Raw genomic sequence first — 17,910 nt, 5'->3', positions numbered from 1 at the left:
GCGGGTCAGATAATTTTGATTTGGTGTTAAGCAGCGTCGCCGGGGTAGGTGGCGTCGTCGTAGGCGTACTTCCCTGGGTGGTACTGGATGGCAGTGACCTGGCTGATACCGTCATTACCCGGAGATATTTCCCCCACCAGCGCGTCATATGGCACACGAACTGATGAGCAGAACAGCAGACGCGGTGGCTCAATGTACGCGTCGTTCATCGCCCACAATTCCGGCTCCAGCACGGCGCTGTACGGCACCGAGATGGTGAAGTCGTCAATGCGTGTCGGCACAACCATTGGCGATGCTCTGCCATCCTGATGGCGGATAATCACGCGCGGGCTTTGGAACGACCAGTCCGGCGGCTCGCTGAGCGTCATGGTGATTTTGCTGCTGTCATACGTCATGTCGGTAATCAGGCAGCTCAGTGTCTGGCTGCCGGGGATGTCATCGGCCAGCACAATGCGATCCATGAACTCGTAGCAGAGCGCATCCATTTCCGTTGATGTGGTGTGCTGCAGGCGTTGCAGCTGGTAGCCCAGCAACCGGCGCATGCCGATGCGGTAGGCGCGGTCTTCATCCAGAACACCATCCAGCGTATAGCTCTCGATTTTCAGCGGTGTTGGATTGCCTGGCTGCCGGCACTGCACGGTTTCCTCTGCCCAGGTGGTGCCGTTGATATAGGTCACATCCACGCCGTCGTAATCGTCCTGTGACGGGGCTTTAAACGCGGTCTGCAGTTCCTCGGTGGTTTCCTGAGGGGTGATCATGCCTACCCAGGGTTTAATCCCTTCCCTGCCGGCAGACGCCAGTCCATCAGACAGCAGGAAATAGCCCATCCCGGCGTTGGTGATTTTCTGCAGCACCTCGAGCGCTGATTTGCTCTCACCGCTCGCCCAGTCGAACTTCTCACCGCGTGGCGTCCAGTAGGTTTGTTCCAGCGCATCAATCGCCGCCGTATCAATCCGGCTGGCCGTGAACCCCAGCGACTCGAGCACATGGTAAAGCGCCCCGCTGATGCTGCGCGCCGTTCTGCCGCCGCTGTAAATCCGGGTTGGCGTGACGCTTACCCGGCGATCGGACATGGCCGCCAGGCGATTCCCTGTGCGCACGGTCAGCGCCATGGTGGTGACGCCGTCGTACTTCGTGGGGCGCTTGCTGAGCCGTGAGCGCAGCGCCTGCCAAAACACCTGGTCGCGTGTGCTGCCACCCTTAACCGGTTCGGTGCGGCGCATCCGGATCTCATACTGACCGGGCGACACGCTGTAGCGATGCGTAAACCCGATCTGGTTTTCGGTGCTGCGTGAATAAAACGGAGACTGCTGCTGCCAGGCAGTGGTGCCGACTTTGCGATACTGGATCACCAGGCGTACCGGCATGGAGCGCTTATTCCCCTGGTCGGTGTAACGCACCAGACCGCTCTGAAAGTTGATGTTCACCTCGAATGCGTCCAAGGTCTCACCGTCGGGGCAGGCCAGGAACGGTCCAACCCATTCGTAATCGTCGCTGACACCCGTCACGGTCGCATCCAGCAGCGTACGCTCAGTGAATCCAGGCCACGATGGATCCGGCGTGGTGATGGTCTCACCACCCGGGCCGGTGGTGACGGTAAGCCGCTCAACGGTTACTGTCTGGCTGTCCACATCAGTGATCCGGAACTGATTCCCGGCCAGCCCCAGGGAAAAGCGCTGAATGCCTTCCGGCAGCCCGGTAAACGGCGTGCCGGTGGAGCTGTTGTAGGCCAGGGTGATGTGTGCCCTGACTTCCGCCGTGCCGCCCGTAGATTTCACGCCAGCCGTATTGACCGGAGCATCACCGAACACAGCAACGGGCAACGGGCTGTTGGTGATGGACCCGCCAGCAAACGGGCTGCTGGCCTCACCGATTTCAAGCCGACCGCTGTTATCGCGCGCGACCAGTCCGGAGCCGGAGAGCTGGGAGGTGATCGAGGAAACCAGACCCGACATGGTCACGTAGTTGGTCACCAGCGATACCGGGTAAGTCGTGCCCTGCCAACTCAGGCTGAATGTCACCGGCGTCCCACTGAAATCATAAGTGGTCGGCGCGGCGCTCGCGGTAATAGTCGCGGAACTGCCGCCCACGCCCGGCACCGCCGGAACGCCCGGGGCGTAGCTGGCGATCACCAGGTCGTAGTCATTGCCGTTATAGTTGAGGGATACCGGCAGACCGACGGAAGGAGCCAGTTCCTCTACCCCGCCATAAATCACGCTGTAACCGCCGGACGAAACGACCGTATAGGAGTTTGGTGCCAGCACGGTTATCACCGTTCCGACAGTCCAAGACGGCGGGATTTCCTCATCGCCAGACGACGATACGTCAACGAGCGTAATGGAGTTCCCGGACACGACCAGCGCATCAGCGATAATACTGACCGTCTCGGGGCCGCTTGAGCCCAGATCCAGCCCGGCGGTACCGGAACCCGTATTCCCGACCTCTGGTGAGTTGAACCAGTTTTCGGTACGCGTGTCGCCGGATACCGTGGCGCCAGGCGGGTAGAGGGTGTAGCGAACGTCGGTACCAAACGCGGAGATCGGTGTATTCCCGATCCGGATATCGGACTGGTTAATCACCATGTCGCCGACACCCACGCACAGGAACATGCTGGTTTCCATGCTGGTCTCGTTTACGAACCGGCTCACCGGCTGCACGACATAATCAGGCCAGACGCGATACTTGCCGAAGATTTCCCGGATGGGATCACCCAGTTTCGCAGCGTTGGCTTTGGCCGGGTTGAGGTCAATCTGGTCACCGCTGGCCGCCTGGGAACCGCCGCCGCCTGCCTGCGACATAGTACTCATCATGTAGATGCTGTACGCAGCAGAGGCGACGGCTACGCTGACGGCAACCCAGATAGCGATTTCTGCGCCGGTACCGTAGGGCACCGGATACATCCTGACGTCGGTCTCTCGCTTGATAACGCACAGTGGCCACTCTGACACCGGGACGGTTACGCCGTCGATTTCAACCGCGACCGGGTGCTGCTGATCCGGCGTCCAGCCCTTCACGTTCTGCGCAAACCAGGCGCTGAGGGTCATCGTTTCATGTTCGTGCTTTTCCAGCGGTTCGCCCGGCAGGCGGGACGGATAGATTCGGATCGTCACTGGTAATACTCCACGCGGACAAAGCGGCGCGCAAACCGCGCCAGCGGCAGAAAAGTTACGTTGGTGCGGGGATTGCACTCTGCGGCACGCAGCTGGCCGTCAATCTCGACCACGATGGCAACGTGTGTCACCACTGAACCGGAATAACAGGCAATACCCGCGCCCGGGACCGGTTCACATCGAGTCAGGCCAGCCATCAGCCCGCGCGCCTCCCGGTCAAGGCCGTTATCATCCTTCGTGACTCCGGCGAAATCAGGCCACGGAGCCAGACCCAGATCGCGCCTGATTTCGTTGACGATGCCAAAGCAGTCCAGCGCGGGGTAAGCGCGCCCGCCCTTCTGCCACTCGACAGAACGGTATTTATCTGGATTGAACATGGTGATTTCCTACTGGAGGTAGCGGAGGCCCGGGAAGACAGGGAGCGTGTAACGGTAGCGCGGCCATGCAGTGTCGAGAATATTCAGGAAACCGGCTTTGATCTGTACCTCCGTCGCTTTCCAGTATCCGTCTTTAATCTGGAATACCAATGGCGGTGCCGAAGGGAAGCTCAAATCGGTTGAGATGTACTGCCGCATTATCAGCGTGCCGCTATCGAGGTTTGCCAGGGCGTTACGTATTGCAGTGGAAACGATGCCGTCAATGTTGCTGATGACGAACTGCAGATCCTGCGTGCCATCCTTATTTCTGGCTGGCAGCGCGACGGCCATAGCCGCGGCTTCGAACTTCACCGATGTGCCAGTTTCCGTTACAGCAGTGATATCCTCGAAGTTCTCAACCAGCCAGTAAGTCTGGCCGCCGACGGTAATTTGCAGCGTGTTGAAGAGGATCTCACTGCCGCCGCTGGCATACAGCCTGTTGAGTGTTGGGCTTGTCATGCTTCCGGCCACTCCTTGTTGAGCGCGTAATCAATAATGCTCTGCCCGACTATGAACTCAGGGAAATTACCCCAGCCAGGCGGCAGAATTGGACGTTCCCACAGCTCGAGTGTTGCCGTGAATTTCCAGTATCCCAGCGCATAAAGTAACGGTCCGTCGTAAATATCATCGAACCGGCACACGTAGTCACCAACACCCAGCGGCGTGCGTATGCGCATGTTGAACCAGGCGGCACCGTCCGTAATAACATCCCGATACCACACCTCAAACAGCTGCGCCTGGGCATCAGTGAACACCCACGAAACACTTGCCGCTGTCGGTACAGAGGTGTATTTGCGACGCTGGCGCGTGCGGCCGGATGTCATGGTGGATCGCTGCAGGGGGCTGACGGGGGTGAAGCCATGCCCGGGGCGTTGGGGCATTGGCAGGTACTCGTGGGGGTAATTGATGTCGGTTTGCTTACCCATTAACCGATCCTCCTTTTAGCGGTCCAGCCGCTTTGCAGGCCTTTAGAAACGTTTCCTTTCCCTGAGGCAAGGTCCCCGCTTATTTGCTGGTATACCTGCTTACCACCGCGAGCCACTGCCGCTTCTACCAGGGCAATGGTTTTTTCATCCGGATTACCGTTGATCTGGATAGTTGGGCTGTAATTGAACCCGCCACCACCACCGCCCATATCCCGGTTACTGATGACGCGACCGTTATCGCCGGGGATCATGTACTGGCTGCCATTGCTGGCTTTGAAAATCTCAGGCTTTCCGCCCTCGCCCACACGGTACATGGAGCTGGCCGATACCGGGCCGCCGTGTTCGCGGGCACCGGCGACAGCTAACCCCTTAGCGGAAAGAAGAGAAGCGGCGTAGGCCGATTCACCAACAGCAGCGGCGCTGCCGTACGTGGCGATCGACGCACTCATTGCTGCCGGCGCCCAGGCTGATGCTGCAGCAGTTGCCTGCGCCATGGTAGATGCCAGAGAGGCTGCCGCCGCTGCCTGCCCCATAACCTGATTTTTAACCCACTGCATACCCATTTCAACGAGGCTTCCGATCACGCTGTTGATGATGGTCGAGCCGACGTTAGCCATTGCCTCCTGCAGGCTCTGGGTGCCGTTGATTAATCCCGTGAGGGCATTGGTTGCCCCGCTCTGCAGGCCTTCCAGCGAGGTAGCCAGCAGTTCATTAGCAGTGCTCTGATTACGGTAAATCTCCCACTGGGCGGCGATACGCGCCTGCTCGTACTCTGTATCAGCGGCCGCTCGCAGCGCCAGCGCATTCTGATGGGTTAACACGCCTTGTTGCTCGTATTGCTGTATCAGCGCCAGCTTACGCGCGTTCTCGTTTGCCAGTTGCTGCACCGGGTCAACAGTGCCAGCCGCTTCCTGCTGGGGCGTAACTGCCTGCTGAGCACGGATTTTGGCGAGGTTATTCTGGTGCGTAGCCTCCAGGCGTTCTGCGGTCTCGTTGTACTGCTCCTGACTGATTTTCTTCGCAGCAAGAGCGGTATTCAGATCCGCTACATCCTGCTTATAGCTGGCGTTTTCGCGCGCTTCCGGCAGGAGTTTCTCAGCGGCGGCCTGAGCCTTGAGAGCGTTTGCGGTATCCCATTTTGCAGCGGCATACTGACCAGCAAGCTCGAGATCATTTTGAGTTGCTGCTGCACCCAGGGATTGCTGGGCAGTGAGGATGGCCTGTTCGCGGCTCAGTTGTTGCGCAGAACCGGCGGCCAGTTCTGCCTGCTGTTTCAGATTTTCCAGTTTCTGAGCAATGGACTCAGCCTGTGATGCGCCCTTCTTCTGCTCGGATTGAAGCGTCTTTTGCGCCTGCGTATTGCGGTACGTGGCAGCGGCATCATCTTCCATGCGCTTGGCATGCGGATCATCTTTTGCAAATCCCGCATCCTCTGCTGCATATTGCGCCTGCAGTCGCGCTCGCTCCTCACCCTGCAATTTTGACAGTGCCAAGTTGCGTTCTGTCTGCTTGATAAGGTTTTTCTGGCCAGCGGTGAGATTGTCGACCTCTTTTTTCATTCCGGAGAGATTGATCTGAGCCTCGCCAGCAACTCGCACAAGCTCCGTAAGTGGCCCGAGGAAGGTCCTGATTGCATCAGCGCCTGACTTTGTCGAACTCTCGGTGCTCTGGAGTTCAAGAACCAGCCTTTGCAGCGCTTCAGGCGTTGGGTTGTTAGCCACATCAGAGAGTTGCTTGCTTAGCTCGAATGCACGCTGTTCCGATAGGCCAAATTTATCCGCAAGCGTGGTTACAGTGTTCTGGATCGCGTTAGCGTTAACGGTGAACCTGGCCCCTGCGTTCCTTGCCTGCTCCATGGCTACTGAGTAAGTGTCAGCTGTTACGCCGACGGTTGAAAGGTTTTTGTTGAATTCATCAATAGAGGCGATACCGCCTACAAATGAAGTCTTCAGTTTATCGGTGAAACCAACAATAGAGCTTGACGCATCGTTGATTGATTTGGGGATCTTCGCTATGGCAGCGTTGTACTCAATCATTGCCTGATTTCTCAGGATTGTTGCTGCCTCGGCGTTTGTTCTTGCCAGGTTCGCGTACTTATCTGACAGTGCAGCTACACCATTCTGAGAGATGGTAATTACTTTATCCATCGCCTCGGCCGCATCTTTCAAAGCATCCATGGCGTTCTTGCCGCCATTAAGGGAAGTGATCAGAACGCCAGCGAGAACCGAGCCCAGCGCAATGATAGAACCCACAATCGCACCGCCAGGACCGAATGCGCCAGCAAGTTGTGACCCCTGCTGCGCGAACGCTACCAAAGCAGATTGCCCGCCCTGCACCTGGATAATAAAGTCCTGAACCTGATAACCTGCCTGCTGCATGCTGGACTTCCAGTTGCCAGTGCCTTTTGCGCCATTTTCAGCGCCGGTCTTCATGTCATACAGTCGCCCGGTTAGTTCTCCGATCTTCTGCTTTTCTTCATCGGTTGCTTTCGACCCGGCACGCAACTGGGCAGCAAGGACGGCGGCACTACGGGCACCATTCTCTTGCGCCTCGTCCAGTACTGCGAGCTGGTTACCCAGTGCCTCGATGATGGATTCTGCGCGATTGAACTCGCTGTTAGATCCCTCAGTACCGCTCCGGGCTTCCTCCATTGCCCGAGCTATGCCGCTCACATTGGTATTCAGCTTGCGCAGTTGGTTATCCATTGAATTGGCATATCCAGCCAGTTCGGTGAAAGCTGATCCGGTATGGGATGCACTCTGGTCCAGGTTATCCATTCCCTTGCCAGATTGATGAGCGGCTGCATCCAGCTTATCCAGAACATCAATGGCCTGCTTGCCAGCAATCAGTAGGGGCTCGATCTCAGCGCTTACCGTATAGACGACGCTGCCAGCATTTTGTTCTTTTGCCATTGCTATCTCCGGGCAATAAAAAACCCCGCCGAAGCGAGGTTTTTTATATTGATTAATTACTTGCAATGAGAATTAGACAATAATTCATATTGCTTATTTTCTATCTTAATTTGGTTTTTACCAAATTCACCTGATGATGCAAGTGAGGCTAAGGGGTATTTGGAAGTTTTTAGTGTTACGTAGCCTGATTTAACTTCGTAAACAAATCGTGCCCCGATCCTACTGATGTCCGTTCTTCCGCTAACAATGCCGCAAACAGTCTCTGCTTCAGCATCTCCTTTGACATTTAATGAACTAAACTCAAGACCATGCGCAGGATTGAAGTCATTATCACATTTTGCGATAGCATTCTCTTTCGCAATAGATCCGCCTGATGCCATTACTTTCCATTTATCGCATTCGCCGGGCTTGTAGCGAGCTTCTAACTTCTTTGTTACCGCAGCTTTAGCTGATGTAATAGCAGCGTCAGTATTTGCAAAACTAGGCGCAGCAAAAATAAGAATCGCTGCCGATAATAACTTCTTCATATCCCTATTCCCCATTGGTAAAAATGAACATCCTACCCAGGAATAGCACAGGCGCAACGGCAACTGCTGATTTATTGATCTCAATAGATGCCCGGAGTGAATGCCGGTTACTTCTGATTCGCCTTCGCACGTCGCGCCGCCTGCTTCGCCAGGTAATCGTCAGCAACCGCGTCGTATTCTTCCCGTGTGAAGCCCTTCTGGTCAGGGTATTTTTGCGCCAGCATCAACTGGAACTCGGTCATGGTCAGCGCCGCCGCTTCATCCCGGTTCATGCCGAAGTGGCTACGCGCCGCGCTGATGTAGTCGAAGGCCTTAAACTCGTTCGTCGTTTCGCCTGACTCATGCCGCTGCAGGCGGCGCACGCTGGCCTTACCTACGATGCCATGCTGCATCAGGTGCTGAGCCAGCACGATGATGTCGTTCCTCGGCATCTGCCCGGGCCGGTAAACGACGTATCGGCTCCAGCCTTTCCATTCACCTATCATCGGGGTGAGGTCGTCATCACAGCAGGCCTGCATGATGTGCATGCTCAGCGATAGCAGCCGTTCTGCGATGCGATTCATGGATGGCGACAGCCAGTCCGGAAAGCGGCCGAGCGTGTCAGTGCAGAACTGGATGACGGCAGCAACATCACTACCGTGCACCGTGGCATACGCCTGCACAATCTCCGATGGAGTGCCGATCCGCGTCATAGCCATCAGTGACGGTCGCAGCAGGTAGTCTTTTCCGCCTTCACGGCCATCACTGACAGAAAACTCGCCAATGTCGATTAATGCTGTCATGGTCCTTCCCGGGTAACGAACATTATCAAGGGCAGCCGCAGCCGCCCTTTGGAATGGCCGTTAGCTGACAGTAACGGTATGGGTTGCGACAAAATTGCCGTCTTCGGTGTTGATGACGATCTGCGCGCTGCCGGCGGCGACGCGGTTCACTGTGACAGTGGTACCGGAGGCGGTAGCAGTGGCTTTGGTTGGATCGGTTGATGCTACGGTGAAGTCTTTGTTGGTTGCGTCGGTCGGGGCGATGTTCACCGTAAAGGTGCTGGTGCCGCCTGCCGCGCCGGTGCTGGTAGCTGGGGTAACCGTTACGCCGGTCACCGCCACTGCCGTCACTTCGTTAACTTCGATGGTGCTGGCATCGCCCACTTTGAACTCGGTAGAGAACGTGACGATATCGTTGGTACCGCCGTCAGAACTCAGCGCCGTGATGTTCATGTAGCCGATAAATTCTACCGGGCCGTAGTCCATACGCACCCAGATACCGGGCTGGCGCTTGGCCTTCAACTCGTCAGCGAAATACTTGATGAATTTGCCGACACCGTACTGATCCAGTTTATCCTTCTTGCGGACCTCGCCCTCGAAGCTCAGGGTAAAATCACTGTTGGTGATGATGGTTTCGACATAGCCGCCGCCGTCATCCGCATCTGAGGTTACCGAGTTCGGGTTAAAGTCGAAGCCTTTCGACGTACCGGCCGCCAGCGCCTTCCACTCAGCTTCGAGTGGTTTGACATCCGGGCAGCCGTCACTCACTTCCAAAACAACAGCCCCACCGAACAGGCGTTCGTTCGAGTTCTGGCAATTAGCCATAGAAACTTCCTCTTTGACGTAAAAAAAAGAAAACCCGCCGGAGCGGGTCTATTTGGTTGGTATGGCTATTCGCCATAGGTGCAGGCGAACTGGAGTCGAAAGACTATCCGACCTTCTGCCGTAAGCACTGGCGCAGGGATTGCGCCCATGTTCTGGATGTAGCCGACACACTCATCGGCCATAGGATTGGCCTGAACATAATCGACGATGCGCTGAACGGCATTGGCGGCGTCGCCGCGCTTATCCTTCGCGCCGATCACATCGACGAGGACGTGATGTTCAGAGCCAAGGTCGTGACGGATGTTCGAACCACCGTTTGGCCGGAATACCATCACGGCCTGGGTCAGATCTTCCGGGTCGTCGTACATCAACTTCTGCACCGTGAATCCGGCTGTCAGGCCAGCATCACCGAACATATTGCGCACCCGCTCATGCATCATTGGTGTCATAGCGAAAGCTCCTTGCGCATCACTGCATCGATAGCATCGCGCTCTTCGTTTGCGCCTTTGGTCAGGAACTGAGGTTCACCGTGCGGATCCCAATAGTTCCCCGTCCCGGTTCCGCCGCCAAACTCCTGCCCTGCCCGAGTGGTACCGAAGTGCGCACGCGGCTGGCCTTTCAACTTGCCGGACGCCTCGTGGACATACGCCGCGTAGTTGGCAGAATAGCCGACGCGCCCGGTAATAATCACGCCACCCGCATCAATTTCCCGAAACTGGCTGTTCACCAGCGTAGAGGTATCGATGGGGGTGTAATAAGCGGCCCGGGCCCCAATAAGAATCAACGCTGACTGGATGGCGCGGACAGCTTTCCGGCCCTGAACGTCGTTGATGATGTCGTTGAGGTGCTTTTTCGCCTGGCTGATGCCCTTAACTTTGATGCCCATGGTTTTCTCCAGGCAATAAAAAACCCCGCATTTGCGAGGTTTGGTAACATTCAATAGGTTAATCAAAAAGGGAGCATTGCGCGGATTTCAGCATACCAATGATTAACCACGGGGATGTCCTCTAGGAGCCAGAAACCTAAAATAATCATCGCCATGCCCATTACCATGTGAAAGATAATGCTGAACCAAAATTCAATAGGTTTTTCATCAACGTGAATGTACTCTTTTCGGCTCGTTCCTTTGAATGTTTTGGTATAAACGCCCCTACGACAGTAGATAAATGATTGAGCCAAGGATATTGGACCAACCAAAAAGACCGCGCATACGGTGAACCAGTACTGAAACCCCATTACCTGTCATCCCATTGATACTTTGGTCCATTATTACACAGGTTTATCAAATTCCAGTCAGGATGGCGAAATCATCCGCCACTCGATCGAAAGTGTCGGCGTAGCGGATAACCTGCCGCACCTCGTCAGCGCCAGCAGCAACCGGATCGGCGTCGGTAGATTCACCAATCAGCAGGTAATCACCAGCGTCAGCCAGCGCGTACTCCGTCCAGACGGTATTCTTCACGACGATTTCAGTGCCCAGGTTACCAATGCGCTTAGACAGCCCACCCTCATAATCGACCATAATGACTACCGGCGCGTCATAGCCGTTTATGGGATCGCCGTTCTCATCTCTGCCGCCTGCACCTTTGCGCCAGATGGTTGCTTTTGCAGTGTAGGACCAGTTTGCAGCTGATGACATCAGTCCTCCCTCCAGCGCAGCACCATCGCGCCCGTAGCGCGAATCCGCGGGCAGTTGATGAACCACTCGCCGTCCGATTTAACGTAGCCGGTAGTCTCCCGCCCGGTATCAGTCAGCACCCAGACGCGGGTGAATGAACGCGGCAGGCGGACGCTTACAGGTGTCCACGTCATCAGCAGCCCCCAACAACCATGAACATTCCGACGCTGTTACCGGCGCTGATTGGCAACTCCCCGGTGCAACCGCTGGTATCGAGTCGGCCCAGTGAATCGCGCAGCCAGGTGATACTGTCGTCGCCGTACTCAAACGAGCGTGACGCGCCAGACGGCGCACCCTGCGATTTGATGCGGCGCGCGCCGGACGACGTCGCCATCAGCGCGGCAGCGTACATCAGGATGAGCTTCGCGGTGCAGTCGTCATACCCGGCCCCGTCGAGGCACGGGATGATTTTGTTCACCACGCAGAGGATCGGGTCCAGCAGCACCGTCGGGATGGAGTAACCCAATTCACCGAGGAACGCCTGCACGTCTGCCGCCGTGATTGGGTCAGCCATGGTTATTTACCTTTGATCTGCTCATCCAGCTCGTCGCGGGATTTAGATGGGTTATCGAACTCACGAAGCGCCATGGTTATTTCGCCTTCTTGGTTGCTTCTATCAGCGCCGCTTCTGCTTCGTCAGCGCGTTTTGTTTCTGCCGCCAGAGCGTCGGCGTGAGCCTTATCTTTTGCTTCACCATCGGCGATTAGCTTTTGGTTCTGCTCCAGAGCGTCAGCGAGTTGCTTTTGAAGAGCTGTCAGATCTGCCGCAGGCGCGGAAGGAGTAGCCACTTCGAAGGTAAGCTTCTCGCCTTTCTTCTTGTCGGTATCCTTCGCCTTGCCTGTGCTGATCCAGCGCTCAGCTGTTGCATCGTCCACATCCACCACCGAACCAACCTCCAGTTTGCGGAGGTTGGCACCGGCGTGCAGGTTACTTGCCACGATTTCTACCAGTGCCATGATTTATCCTTAGCTTGATGCGTGAATTACGGAGTATTTGTTGTTGATGTCCTGCTTGACCATCAACCCCATCGCACCCCATGTGCGCCAGATGTAGTCGCTGTTGTACTCCGGACGCGGAGATGCAACGGTACCGATAGCCTGGCCGACGATTGGAGCAATGACGCCAGCAGACAGCGGAACGATGACGATTTCGTTACCTGACAGCTGGCTGTCTTCTTTAATCGCCGCAACGCCGGTCAGCTTCAGGATTTCATCCATGATCGTGCCGGACTGGAAATTGTCGGAGAAGTAGCGCTCCAGGTTGGAGATGATTTCGCCGGATACATACCAGGTCTGCTCCGCATACTGGTTGTTCACGCGACGCATCTGATCACGCAGCGCGATTGCCCCGTCGCGGATAGCCTGAGACGTTGCGGTGCCAGAGGTAAAATCGATGTTCAGACCTGAAGCGCCAAGGTCGATCTGCGCTACGCGCTCATCGTCACGCAGCCCTTTCCAGGTCAGACCGTCGAACACAGCAAAGTTTCCAGCTTTGTCGCGGAAGCCGTTGAAGATGTAGTCAACGTAACGCCGCCGAACGTCTTCAACCGAACCACGCTGCGCATCCGACTGTGATTGTAATGCCTGCGGGCTGTTGAAGATTGGATCACGCCATTCGAACTTAAAGCCCGAATCGTGGATAGGAACCATGGTGCCATCGAAGGTATAGCTGCGAGCATCCAGCGCCGCGCCGACCTGCCCAGACATAGAAGTATGAGCCCAGCCGCGGCCGCCAGTACGCGCGTAATCATAACGAGACTGCTCAATTCGCACTGAGCGAGAGAGCGGCATCAGATCGTTCAGAAGGGTGAACTCGGTATTCGGCTCGAACTGCTGAAGTACAGTTGTGTCGAAAGCGCGATACAGGCGGCGGATATCGTCAACTGCGTTCACCGCGTCGAGATAAGGAGCGTTTTCTGCATCGCCACGGAACTGAGTGCGCGCTAGAAAATCCGCTGCTGCCTGAGCACTGGCGTTTCGTTCAATTTCAAGGGCGCGCCATTGCGCCTGGTTTACCGCGAGATTACCGGTCTTTTCACCGACAGACTTGGAGAATACAAACATATCTGTTCCTTATTTGATTACGACACGAAGCAGATCGCCTGCTGCCGCTGTGTATGATTTGTCTTCCTCGACGTAGCAGCGCACTGACTCATCGCCAGCAGCCACTTTGACTCGACCGTTTGCAATAGAGAGCGCCTGTCCCTTGGTGTAGGTACCGGCTGCGGCGCGAACGTTAAGGAACATGCCCGGCAGAGGTTGAATACCTACGACAAGCTCGCCAGCAGGAATAGCGTCGTCTACAGACAGGCAGCGCAGATAGTCTTTGTTGGCCACGTAGAGAATTGCAGCCTCATTGCCATCAACAGAGGCAGTGAATTTATCCGTTGCGCTGAAGAAGCCAATGGTGCCCGGTGGAGTAGATGCCGCGGCCGCGCCTTCACGGTTAAGCAGCGGATTAGGGAATACGCCACCGGCGTGGATGATATGCTTTCCGTCTTTAGCCATTTTTTACTCCGGCATTTCGCTGACTGACTGGTTATTGGTAGCCTGGCGGAATGTACCATTCAGGCCGGTTGAGGTCTGGCACTGAGCAAACAGCTCTTTCAGCGGCTCGCCGTCCAGCGCGTTCACTGCGACATCGGTCATGCGGAACTTGGCTTTCACCGCTGCTCGCTGCTCTGACTTCTCTTTGTCGGCGTTAACGGTCAGGCCAGATTTAACCGCGGCGAGATCGTCGGCGAATGGCTTAAACCATGCCGGGGCTTCCGCCTGGTTGTTGGCGCGCTCACGCTCTTCTTTCTCTGCCTTTTCGCGAGTAGCCTTCTCTTCAGGCGTTTCGGTTTTGGCGGCCGCCTTCTCTGCTGCCAGCTGGTTGTATGCGTCCATCAGCTCGGCGTCGGACTTGCCTTCGGTCGGCTTACCAGCGGCTTGCAGCGCATTGATAATCAGTTCTTTCATCGGATCGTTCTCTCCGTTGGTTTTAATCTCGTACTCAGTTGGTTTGCGCACGACTTCTACAGGTTCGCCGACGAGCGATACGGCCCCGTCAGAGATGAGGTACTTCTGTTTGAATAGGGCCCGGCCAGAGGTGTTCTTCTTCTCTTCTTCGAAAATCAGATAGTCCGGGTAAATGCTGACGACGTAACGCCATGAATCTGAGGTGTTTGAGCGAATAGCCTCACGCAGTGATGCAGCGATCTCGTCGAAAGACATCCCGCCGTCATTAGCCACGAAGAATTTGATTTTGTTCAGCCAACCGTCTTTGCGGTTATCGCTGACGATCGCGTCTTGCAGGTTACAGACTTCAATTTCAGTCTCATCCCCTTCGGCATTCACGAAGATGCCCACACCTTCATCCGGCGTTCCAGCACCAGGCTCATCGAGCAAGACCGCAACATGGTCGAACATCATGTTGGTGGCGATCTCGTTGTACTTTTTGCCCTTCGACTCGCCGTTGGCGGCGATGCCGGAATACAGCAGCCCGGTGGAGATGTGGATCGGGTCGGCGTTGGTGCCAGCCAGCATCTCATCCAGGCGGTTAATCAGGCGCTTGCCCTTCTCGCTGGATTCGGCGTACTGGCGATTAACGTACATGTCGCCCGTCACCTTCCCGTCTTTATGGCTGACGTTCTGCAGCCAGGCCCCGACGTGGTACTCGTTCACCGCCCGGACATCGCGCGCCGACACATGCCTGCCGTCCACTTTCGGGTGACCCAGCGGCATCGGGTTACGCTCGAGCGTGTTGTAGGCCTTTTCGATTTCTGCTGCCGGGTACAACTTCCGGTTCATCACGATATCGTCCACGACAGGCGTGATGCCGCGAACCACGATATGTGGCTTGCCGTCGATGGTTTCAGTGGTGATGTTTGAAGCGGAGTTGACGACGGTCAGCACGTTAACGCGGTTGCGTTTCATGCTGGGTCCTCATTGGTGGGGTTCAGGCAATAAAAAAGGCCGCCGAAGCGACCTTTAGAAAAAAATTACAGTCAAACTTTAAAAACAACTTCGATCTGGCTGAAGTAAATATTGTTCAGAAGATCTGAGTGAGTTTTGAGGCCAATAAGCACGCCAGAGAAAGCTGATGCCTCAGATTCACCCAGCCAGCAAACGAACGTTTTACCTAAGTTGCGGCGAAGGTAATCCACGCAAAGTTTTGCTGCATTTTCATCTTCATGCCATTTAGCAGTGAAAGATAAGGTCTTCCCATCTTCCGTTTCTTCTGATTTAAATGCTGTGATAATACCGAGGCATGAGCCATCTTGCGGGTTGCGAGTTCCCTCGACGCCAAGGTGCAAATTAGTATTAAAGAACATGAGCTCTCCTTGTTAGTTAATGCTCATGTTTTTTATATCATGAAGTTACGGACCACTGCTTGCGTTCTTTCGCCAACTTACCCGCCAGCCCTTCATTGAAGATGCTGCCGTCGTCGTTAAGCAGCACCGGGATCTGGCTGCAGTAGCAGTTGTACCGGTTCCCGTTCACAGCGTAAAAGTCGCGCACCTCTTCGGTGGTGTAGACCCTGCCGTGACGGCTGGCGTGCCAGCTGCGCGTAGTGGGCTTGAGTGCTGATAGCCACAGCAGGCCGGTGTTAAGCCCCAGCCGGTCGGCGGCCCAGTCCGTTTCGTTCCATTGCGCCCGCCGCAGCGCGCCGACCTGTTCGGTCTGGGCAATCGCCTTGGCCCGGCTCATCGACACATCGAGGCGCTTGCTGATGACGCTGGCCGTTTCCCGCGGATTGACCCCGCGCGCCACCGCATCGGTTATGATGCCTGTCAGGTCTGCCCGGGCGGCATCGCTGATCGCCTTCCAGTCGCTGAACGTTGCCAGCCTGGCGGAGGCAATCTGGTTTTGATAACCGGGGCTGCTCAAAAGCTGCTGTAGCGTTGTCTGGCTGGCGTAGTAAGGCGATTGCTGCGAGAGGTTATTGAACGCCTCCAGCGTGCCGCGCTGCGCCTCAGCGACGATGTAATCCATCGCCCACTGGTTGTTCTCGCCACCGTCCAGCAGGTAGTCATCCAGGATACCCTGCACAGCCTCGAGCAGCTCCGCCAGCTCCTGCGGGGTCATGTCGTAGATGAACTTCCCGGCATTGACCTGGTAGAGCCTCTGGTCATCACCGTTGACGTGGCACAGGAAGTGCCAGGTGTGGCTGTTAACCTCGCGCTCACGCCCGGTCAGACGCTGGTCAAACAGCGCTTTCAGCGCGCGCTTGATGCCGAGATACCGCTCTTCGATATCCCGGAACATCGCGGTGACCAGCTTTGCCGATCGCGTCGGGTCAACTTTGCTGCGCGGAACTATCGGCAGGCCCACCTTCTCCTTCTGTTCTGGTGTCATCGGCCAGTGGATCATCGGTTGTTACCTTATCGTCCGGTTTCGGCGGCTCTTTTGGCTCAGGCAGCGGTTCAAGCCCGACCACCTGCCGCAGTTCGTTGATGGTGACCGGTGCTTCACCGCCATACATGCCCGTTGTTTTCTGAACCACATCGGCCAGCTTTGACATGTTCTCGATTTTCTCTTTTTCGCCTGGCGCCAGCAGATCGCTCCACTGGATAGTGACCTCGCCATTGATGGGCGGGTCAATGATGCCCAGCGTCCAGAAGCGCTCGAGTAGCGCGGTGATGCGGTCGGTCAGGAAAGTGTTGCGACGCGTGTTGCGGCGAATGGCCCAGTCGGTTTTGTCCTCGTCGCTCGCCAGGCGTCCGGTCTGCTGCCCGAACAGGATGGTGAACGGGATCTGCACGGATGCGGCCAGTTCGTTCGCGGTAACTTCCCACGTCGGCCCCGGGTCGCCAGGCGTAACGCTGAGAACGTGCATCTGCCCGGCCTGCATTACGGCTGCTGCGTCGGTACCGCGGTTCAGTTTGTTGACCTTATCACCCATCGCCTCGCCGAGATCGCTATAGCCAGCTGCTTTAGCTTGGTCAGCCAGCGTAGCCATGTCGGTTTCTTTGCTGAACTCAACGGCAATCTGGCGACTGGCATTCTTCAGGAAGCCTTCGGCACCGCCACCCGATACTTTCTCGAGGTCCAAGCCTTTGTTATAGCCAGCCTCAAGCAGCGGGATGCCAGACAGGACATTTTCATCCTCTGAACCTTCACAGAACAGGATCACCCGGCTTGGGTGCACCGGCTCACCGCGCATGGGCCCGACAAATTGCTCATCGCCCACCGGCTGCTCATTGAAGTTGAACATCAACGGCTGGCCGAAGGTGGCCGAGAGGCGGTCGTTATCCCAGTCAGCGACGGTTAGTTGCGGCTCCCATACGGGGATCAGCTTCACCAGTGCAGACTCACCGAGGGACTTCACCAGCTTGATGTCGACTGGCTCGCTCCAGGGTTTATTGTCTTTCACCTGCAGCAGTAACGCGGAATAACGGCCCACCATATTGCGGCGGTCAGCGTCTTTAACCTTCGACCACAGCTTTTTCATGAATTTGGTGACTTTCTTTTCCCACGGATTGGTCTCTTTCGCCTCTTCCGCTTCGTCACCGTCGATGATGACCGGGTAATCCTGCCAGCACCCATCCAACAGACGGTGCACAACAGCGAACCCGGCGGCATTGCGGCGGTACATGTTGTAGAAGTCGGTGAAGGTGATCGTGCGCGGATAGCCAAATTCCTGGTAAAGCGTCGGGCGCTTCGTATTTCCGCCACCGATACCGATGGCATTCAGGTAATTCGCTCGCCTCATTTCAGTGGCGAGGTTGTTCACAGCCAGTTTAAGGCCGTTATCTTGTTCGCTCACTGGCG

At 56.2% G+C, this 17,910-nt stretch carries 19 protein-coding genes and 1 pseudogene; all 20 read right to left on the bottom strand.

Annotation, left to right across the window (positions count from 1 at the left end; all coding sequences use genetic code 11):
* Positions 1-26: 26 nt before the first annotated feature.
* The gene (locus B3X29_RS21605) at positions 27-3,110 is read right to left on the bottom strand and encodes a host specificity factor TipJ family phage tail protein (protein ID WP_290567499.1); all 3,084 of its coding nucleotides are present in this window, start codon (positions 3,108-3,110) and stop codon (positions 27-29) included.
* On the bottom strand, positions 3,107-3,487 hold the full coding sequence (locus B3X29_RS21600) for a nitrite transporter (RefSeq protein ID WP_155024038.1): 381 nt from the start codon (positions 3,485-3,487) through the stop codon (positions 3,107-3,109). The genes B3X29_RS21605 and B3X29_RS21600 overlap by 4 nt, the downstream gene beginning before the upstream one ends.
* 9 nt (positions 3,488-3,496) lie before the next feature.
* Complete coding sequence (locus B3X29_RS21595; RefSeq protein WP_290567496.1) at positions 3,497-3,985, bottom strand: DUF1833 family protein; 489 nt, start codon at positions 3,983-3,985, stop codon at positions 3,497-3,499.
* Positions 3,982-4,452 carry a hypothetical protein gene (locus tag B3X29_RS21590; RefSeq protein WP_057107442.1) on the bottom strand — a complete coding sequence of 157 codons (471 nt, stop codon included), beginning with the start codon at positions 4,450-4,452 and terminating at the stop codon, positions 3,982-3,984. The genes B3X29_RS21595 and B3X29_RS21590 overlap by 4 nt, the downstream gene beginning before the upstream one ends.
* Positions 4,452-7,364, bottom strand: a complete 2,913-nt coding sequence (locus B3X29_RS21585; protein WP_290567493.1) for a tail protein (tape measure) — start codon at positions 7,362-7,364, stop codon at positions 4,452-4,454. The genes B3X29_RS21590 and B3X29_RS21585 overlap by 1 nt, the downstream gene beginning before the upstream one ends.
* A 56-nt stretch (positions 7,365-7,420) precedes the next feature.
* The gene (locus B3X29_RS21580) at positions 7,421-7,891 is read right to left on the bottom strand and encodes a hypothetical protein (protein ID WP_290567492.1); all 471 of its coding nucleotides are present in this window, start codon (positions 7,889-7,891) and stop codon (positions 7,421-7,423) included.
* A 107-nt stretch (positions 7,892-7,998) separates the two neighbouring features.
* Positions 7,999-8,673 carry a DUF6246 family protein gene (locus tag B3X29_RS21575; RefSeq protein ID WP_290567491.1) on the bottom strand — a complete coding sequence of 225 codons (675 nt, stop codon included), beginning with the start codon at positions 8,671-8,673 and terminating at the stop codon, positions 7,999-8,001.
* A 60-nt stretch (positions 8,674-8,733) separates the two neighbouring features.
* Complete coding sequence (locus B3X29_RS21570; RefSeq protein ID WP_290567490.1) at positions 8,734-9,477, bottom strand: Ig-like domain-containing protein; 744 nt, start codon at positions 9,475-9,477, stop codon at positions 8,734-8,736.
* 65 nt (positions 9,478-9,542) lie between these two features.
* Entirely contained in the window at positions 9,543-9,926 is a 384-nt protein-coding gene (locus B3X29_RS21565; RefSeq protein ID WP_151394758.1) for a phage tail termination protein, read from the bottom strand.
* Complete coding sequence (locus B3X29_RS21560; protein ID WP_097290140.1) at positions 9,923-10,363, bottom strand: hypothetical protein; 441 nt, start codon at positions 10,361-10,363, stop codon at positions 9,923-9,925. Before B3X29_RS21560 ends, B3X29_RS21565 begins: the two co-directional genes overlap by 4 nt.
* Before the next feature lie 396 nt (positions 10,364-10,759).
* Positions 10,760-11,116 (bottom strand): hypothetical protein, encoded by a 357-nt coding sequence (locus tag B3X29_RS21555; protein ID WP_290567486.1) that lies wholly within the window; start codon positions 11,114-11,116, stop codon positions 10,760-10,762.
* The gene (locus B3X29_RS21550) at positions 11,116-11,289 is read right to left on the bottom strand and encodes a hypothetical protein (RefSeq protein ID WP_290567485.1); all 174 of its coding nucleotides are present in this window, start codon (positions 11,287-11,289) and stop codon (positions 11,116-11,118) included. The genes B3X29_RS21555 and B3X29_RS21550 overlap by 1 nt, the downstream gene beginning before the upstream one ends.
* The gene (locus tag B3X29_RS21545; protein ID WP_290567484.1) at positions 11,289-11,669 is read right to left on the bottom strand and encodes a DUF7370 family protein; all 381 of its coding nucleotides are present in this window, start codon (positions 11,667-11,669) and stop codon (positions 11,289-11,291) included. The genes B3X29_RS21550 and B3X29_RS21545 overlap by 1 nt, the downstream gene beginning before the upstream one ends.
* A gap of 76 nt (positions 11,670-11,745) precedes the next feature.
* Complete coding sequence (locus B3X29_RS21540) at positions 11,746-12,111, bottom strand: hypothetical protein (protein WP_290567483.1); 366 nt, start codon at positions 12,109-12,111, stop codon at positions 11,746-11,748.
* 9 nt (positions 12,112-12,120) lie between these two features.
* Positions 12,121-13,218, bottom strand: a complete 1,098-nt coding sequence (locus tag B3X29_RS21535; protein WP_290567482.1) for a major capsid protein — start codon at positions 13,216-13,218, stop codon at positions 12,121-12,123.
* A 9-nt stretch (positions 13,219-13,227) separates the two neighbouring features.
* On the bottom strand, positions 13,228-13,662 hold the full coding sequence (locus B3X29_RS21530) for a hypothetical protein (protein WP_045332052.1): 435 nt from the start codon (positions 13,660-13,662) through the stop codon (positions 13,228-13,230).
* 350 nt (positions 13,663-14,012) lie between these two features.
* Positions 14,013-15,072, bottom strand: a pseudogene (locus B3X29_RS21525) (DUF2213 domain-containing protein); the annotation flags it as partial.
* A gap of 71 nt (positions 15,073-15,143) precedes the next feature.
* Complete coding sequence (locus B3X29_RS21520) at positions 15,144-15,470, bottom strand: hypothetical protein (protein ID WP_290567477.1); 327 nt, start codon at positions 15,468-15,470, stop codon at positions 15,144-15,146.
* Between the two features lie 37 nt (positions 15,471-15,507).
* A complete protein-coding gene (locus B3X29_RS21515) occupies positions 15,508-16,509 on the bottom strand; it encodes a phage minor head protein (protein ID WP_290567475.1) in 1,002 nt (333 codons plus the stop codon).
* The gene (locus B3X29_RS21510; protein ID WP_290567473.1) at positions 16,436-17,905 is read right to left on the bottom strand and encodes a DUF1073 domain-containing protein; all 1,470 of its coding nucleotides are present in this window, start codon (positions 17,903-17,905) and stop codon (positions 16,436-16,438) included. The genes B3X29_RS21515 and B3X29_RS21510 overlap by 74 nt, the downstream gene beginning before the upstream one ends.
* Between the last annotated feature and the right edge of the window lie 5 nt (positions 17,906-17,910).

It is taken from the genome of Leclercia sp. UBA5076, assembly GCF_002416465.1.
Classification (GTDB): Bacteria; Pseudomonadota; Gammaproteobacteria; order Enterobacterales; family Enterobacteriaceae; genus Enterobacter.
This window is presented reverse-complemented; position numbering and strand designations above follow the sequence as displayed.

What these genes read in the sequence shown, in the direction of transcription:
- B3X29_RS21600 (WP_155024038.1), bottom strand. Translation starts at nt 3,487, where the DNA reads ATGTTCAATCCAGATAAATACCGTTCTGTCGAGTGGCAGAAGGGCGGG.
- B3X29_RS21595 (WP_290567496.1), bottom strand. Translation starts at nt 3,985, where the DNA reads ATGACAAGCCCAACACTCAACAGGCTGTATGCCAGCGGCGGCAGTGAG.
- B3X29_RS21590 (WP_057107442.1), bottom strand. Translation starts at nt 4,452, where the DNA reads ATGGGTAAGCAAACCGACATCAATTACCCCCACGAGTACCTGCCAATG.
- B3X29_RS21585 (WP_290567493.1), bottom strand. Translation starts at nt 7,364, where the DNA reads ATGGCAAAAGAACAAAATGCTGGCAGCGTCGTCTATACGGTAAGCGCT.
- B3X29_RS21580 (WP_290567492.1), bottom strand. Translation starts at nt 7,891, where the DNA reads ATGAAGAAGTTATTATCGGCAGCGATTCTTATTTTTGCTGCGCCTAGT.
- B3X29_RS21575 (WP_290567491.1), bottom strand. Translation starts at nt 8,673, where the DNA reads ATGACAGCATTAATCGACATTGGCGAGTTTTCTGTCAGTGATGGCCGT.
- B3X29_RS21570 (WP_290567490.1), bottom strand. Translation starts at nt 9,477, where the DNA reads ATGGCTAATTGCCAGAACTCGAACGAACGCCTGTTCGGTGGGGCTGTT.
- B3X29_RS21565 (WP_151394758.1), bottom strand. Translation starts at nt 9,926, where the DNA reads ATGACACCAATGATGCATGAGCGGGTGCGCAATATGTTCGGTGATGCT.
- B3X29_RS21560 (WP_097290140.1), bottom strand. Translation starts at nt 10,363, where the DNA reads ATGGGCATCAAAGTTAAGGGCATCAGCCAGGCGAAAAAGCACCTCAAC.
- B3X29_RS21555 (WP_290567486.1), bottom strand. Translation starts at nt 11,116, where the DNA reads ATGTCATCAGCTGCAAACTGGTCCTACACTGCAAAAGCAACCATCTGG.
- B3X29_RS21550 (WP_290567485.1), bottom strand. Translation starts at nt 11,289, where the DNA reads ATGACGTGGACACCTGTAAGCGTCCGCCTGCCGCGTTCATTCACCCGC.
- B3X29_RS21545 (WP_290567484.1), bottom strand. Translation starts at nt 11,669, where the DNA reads ATGGCTGACCCAATCACGGCGGCAGACGTGCAGGCGTTCCTCGGTGAA.
- B3X29_RS21540 (WP_290567483.1), bottom strand. Translation starts at nt 12,111, where the DNA reads ATGGCACTGGTAGAAATCGTGGCAAGTAACCTGCACGCCGGTGCCAAC.
- B3X29_RS21535 (WP_290567482.1), bottom strand. Translation starts at nt 13,218, where the DNA reads ATGTTTGTATTCTCCAAGTCTGTCGGTGAAAAGACCGGTAATCTCGCG.
- B3X29_RS21530 (WP_045332052.1), bottom strand. Translation starts at nt 13,662, where the DNA reads ATGGCTAAAGACGGAAAGCATATCATCCACGCCGGTGGCGTATTCCCT.
- B3X29_RS21520 (WP_290567477.1), bottom strand. Translation starts at nt 15,470, where the DNA reads ATGTTCTTTAATACTAATTTGCACCTTGGCGTCGAGGGAACTCGCAAC.
- B3X29_RS21515 (WP_290567475.1), bottom strand. Translation starts at nt 16,509, where the DNA reads ATGATCCACTGGCCGATGACACCAGAACAGAAGGAGAAGGTGGGCCTG.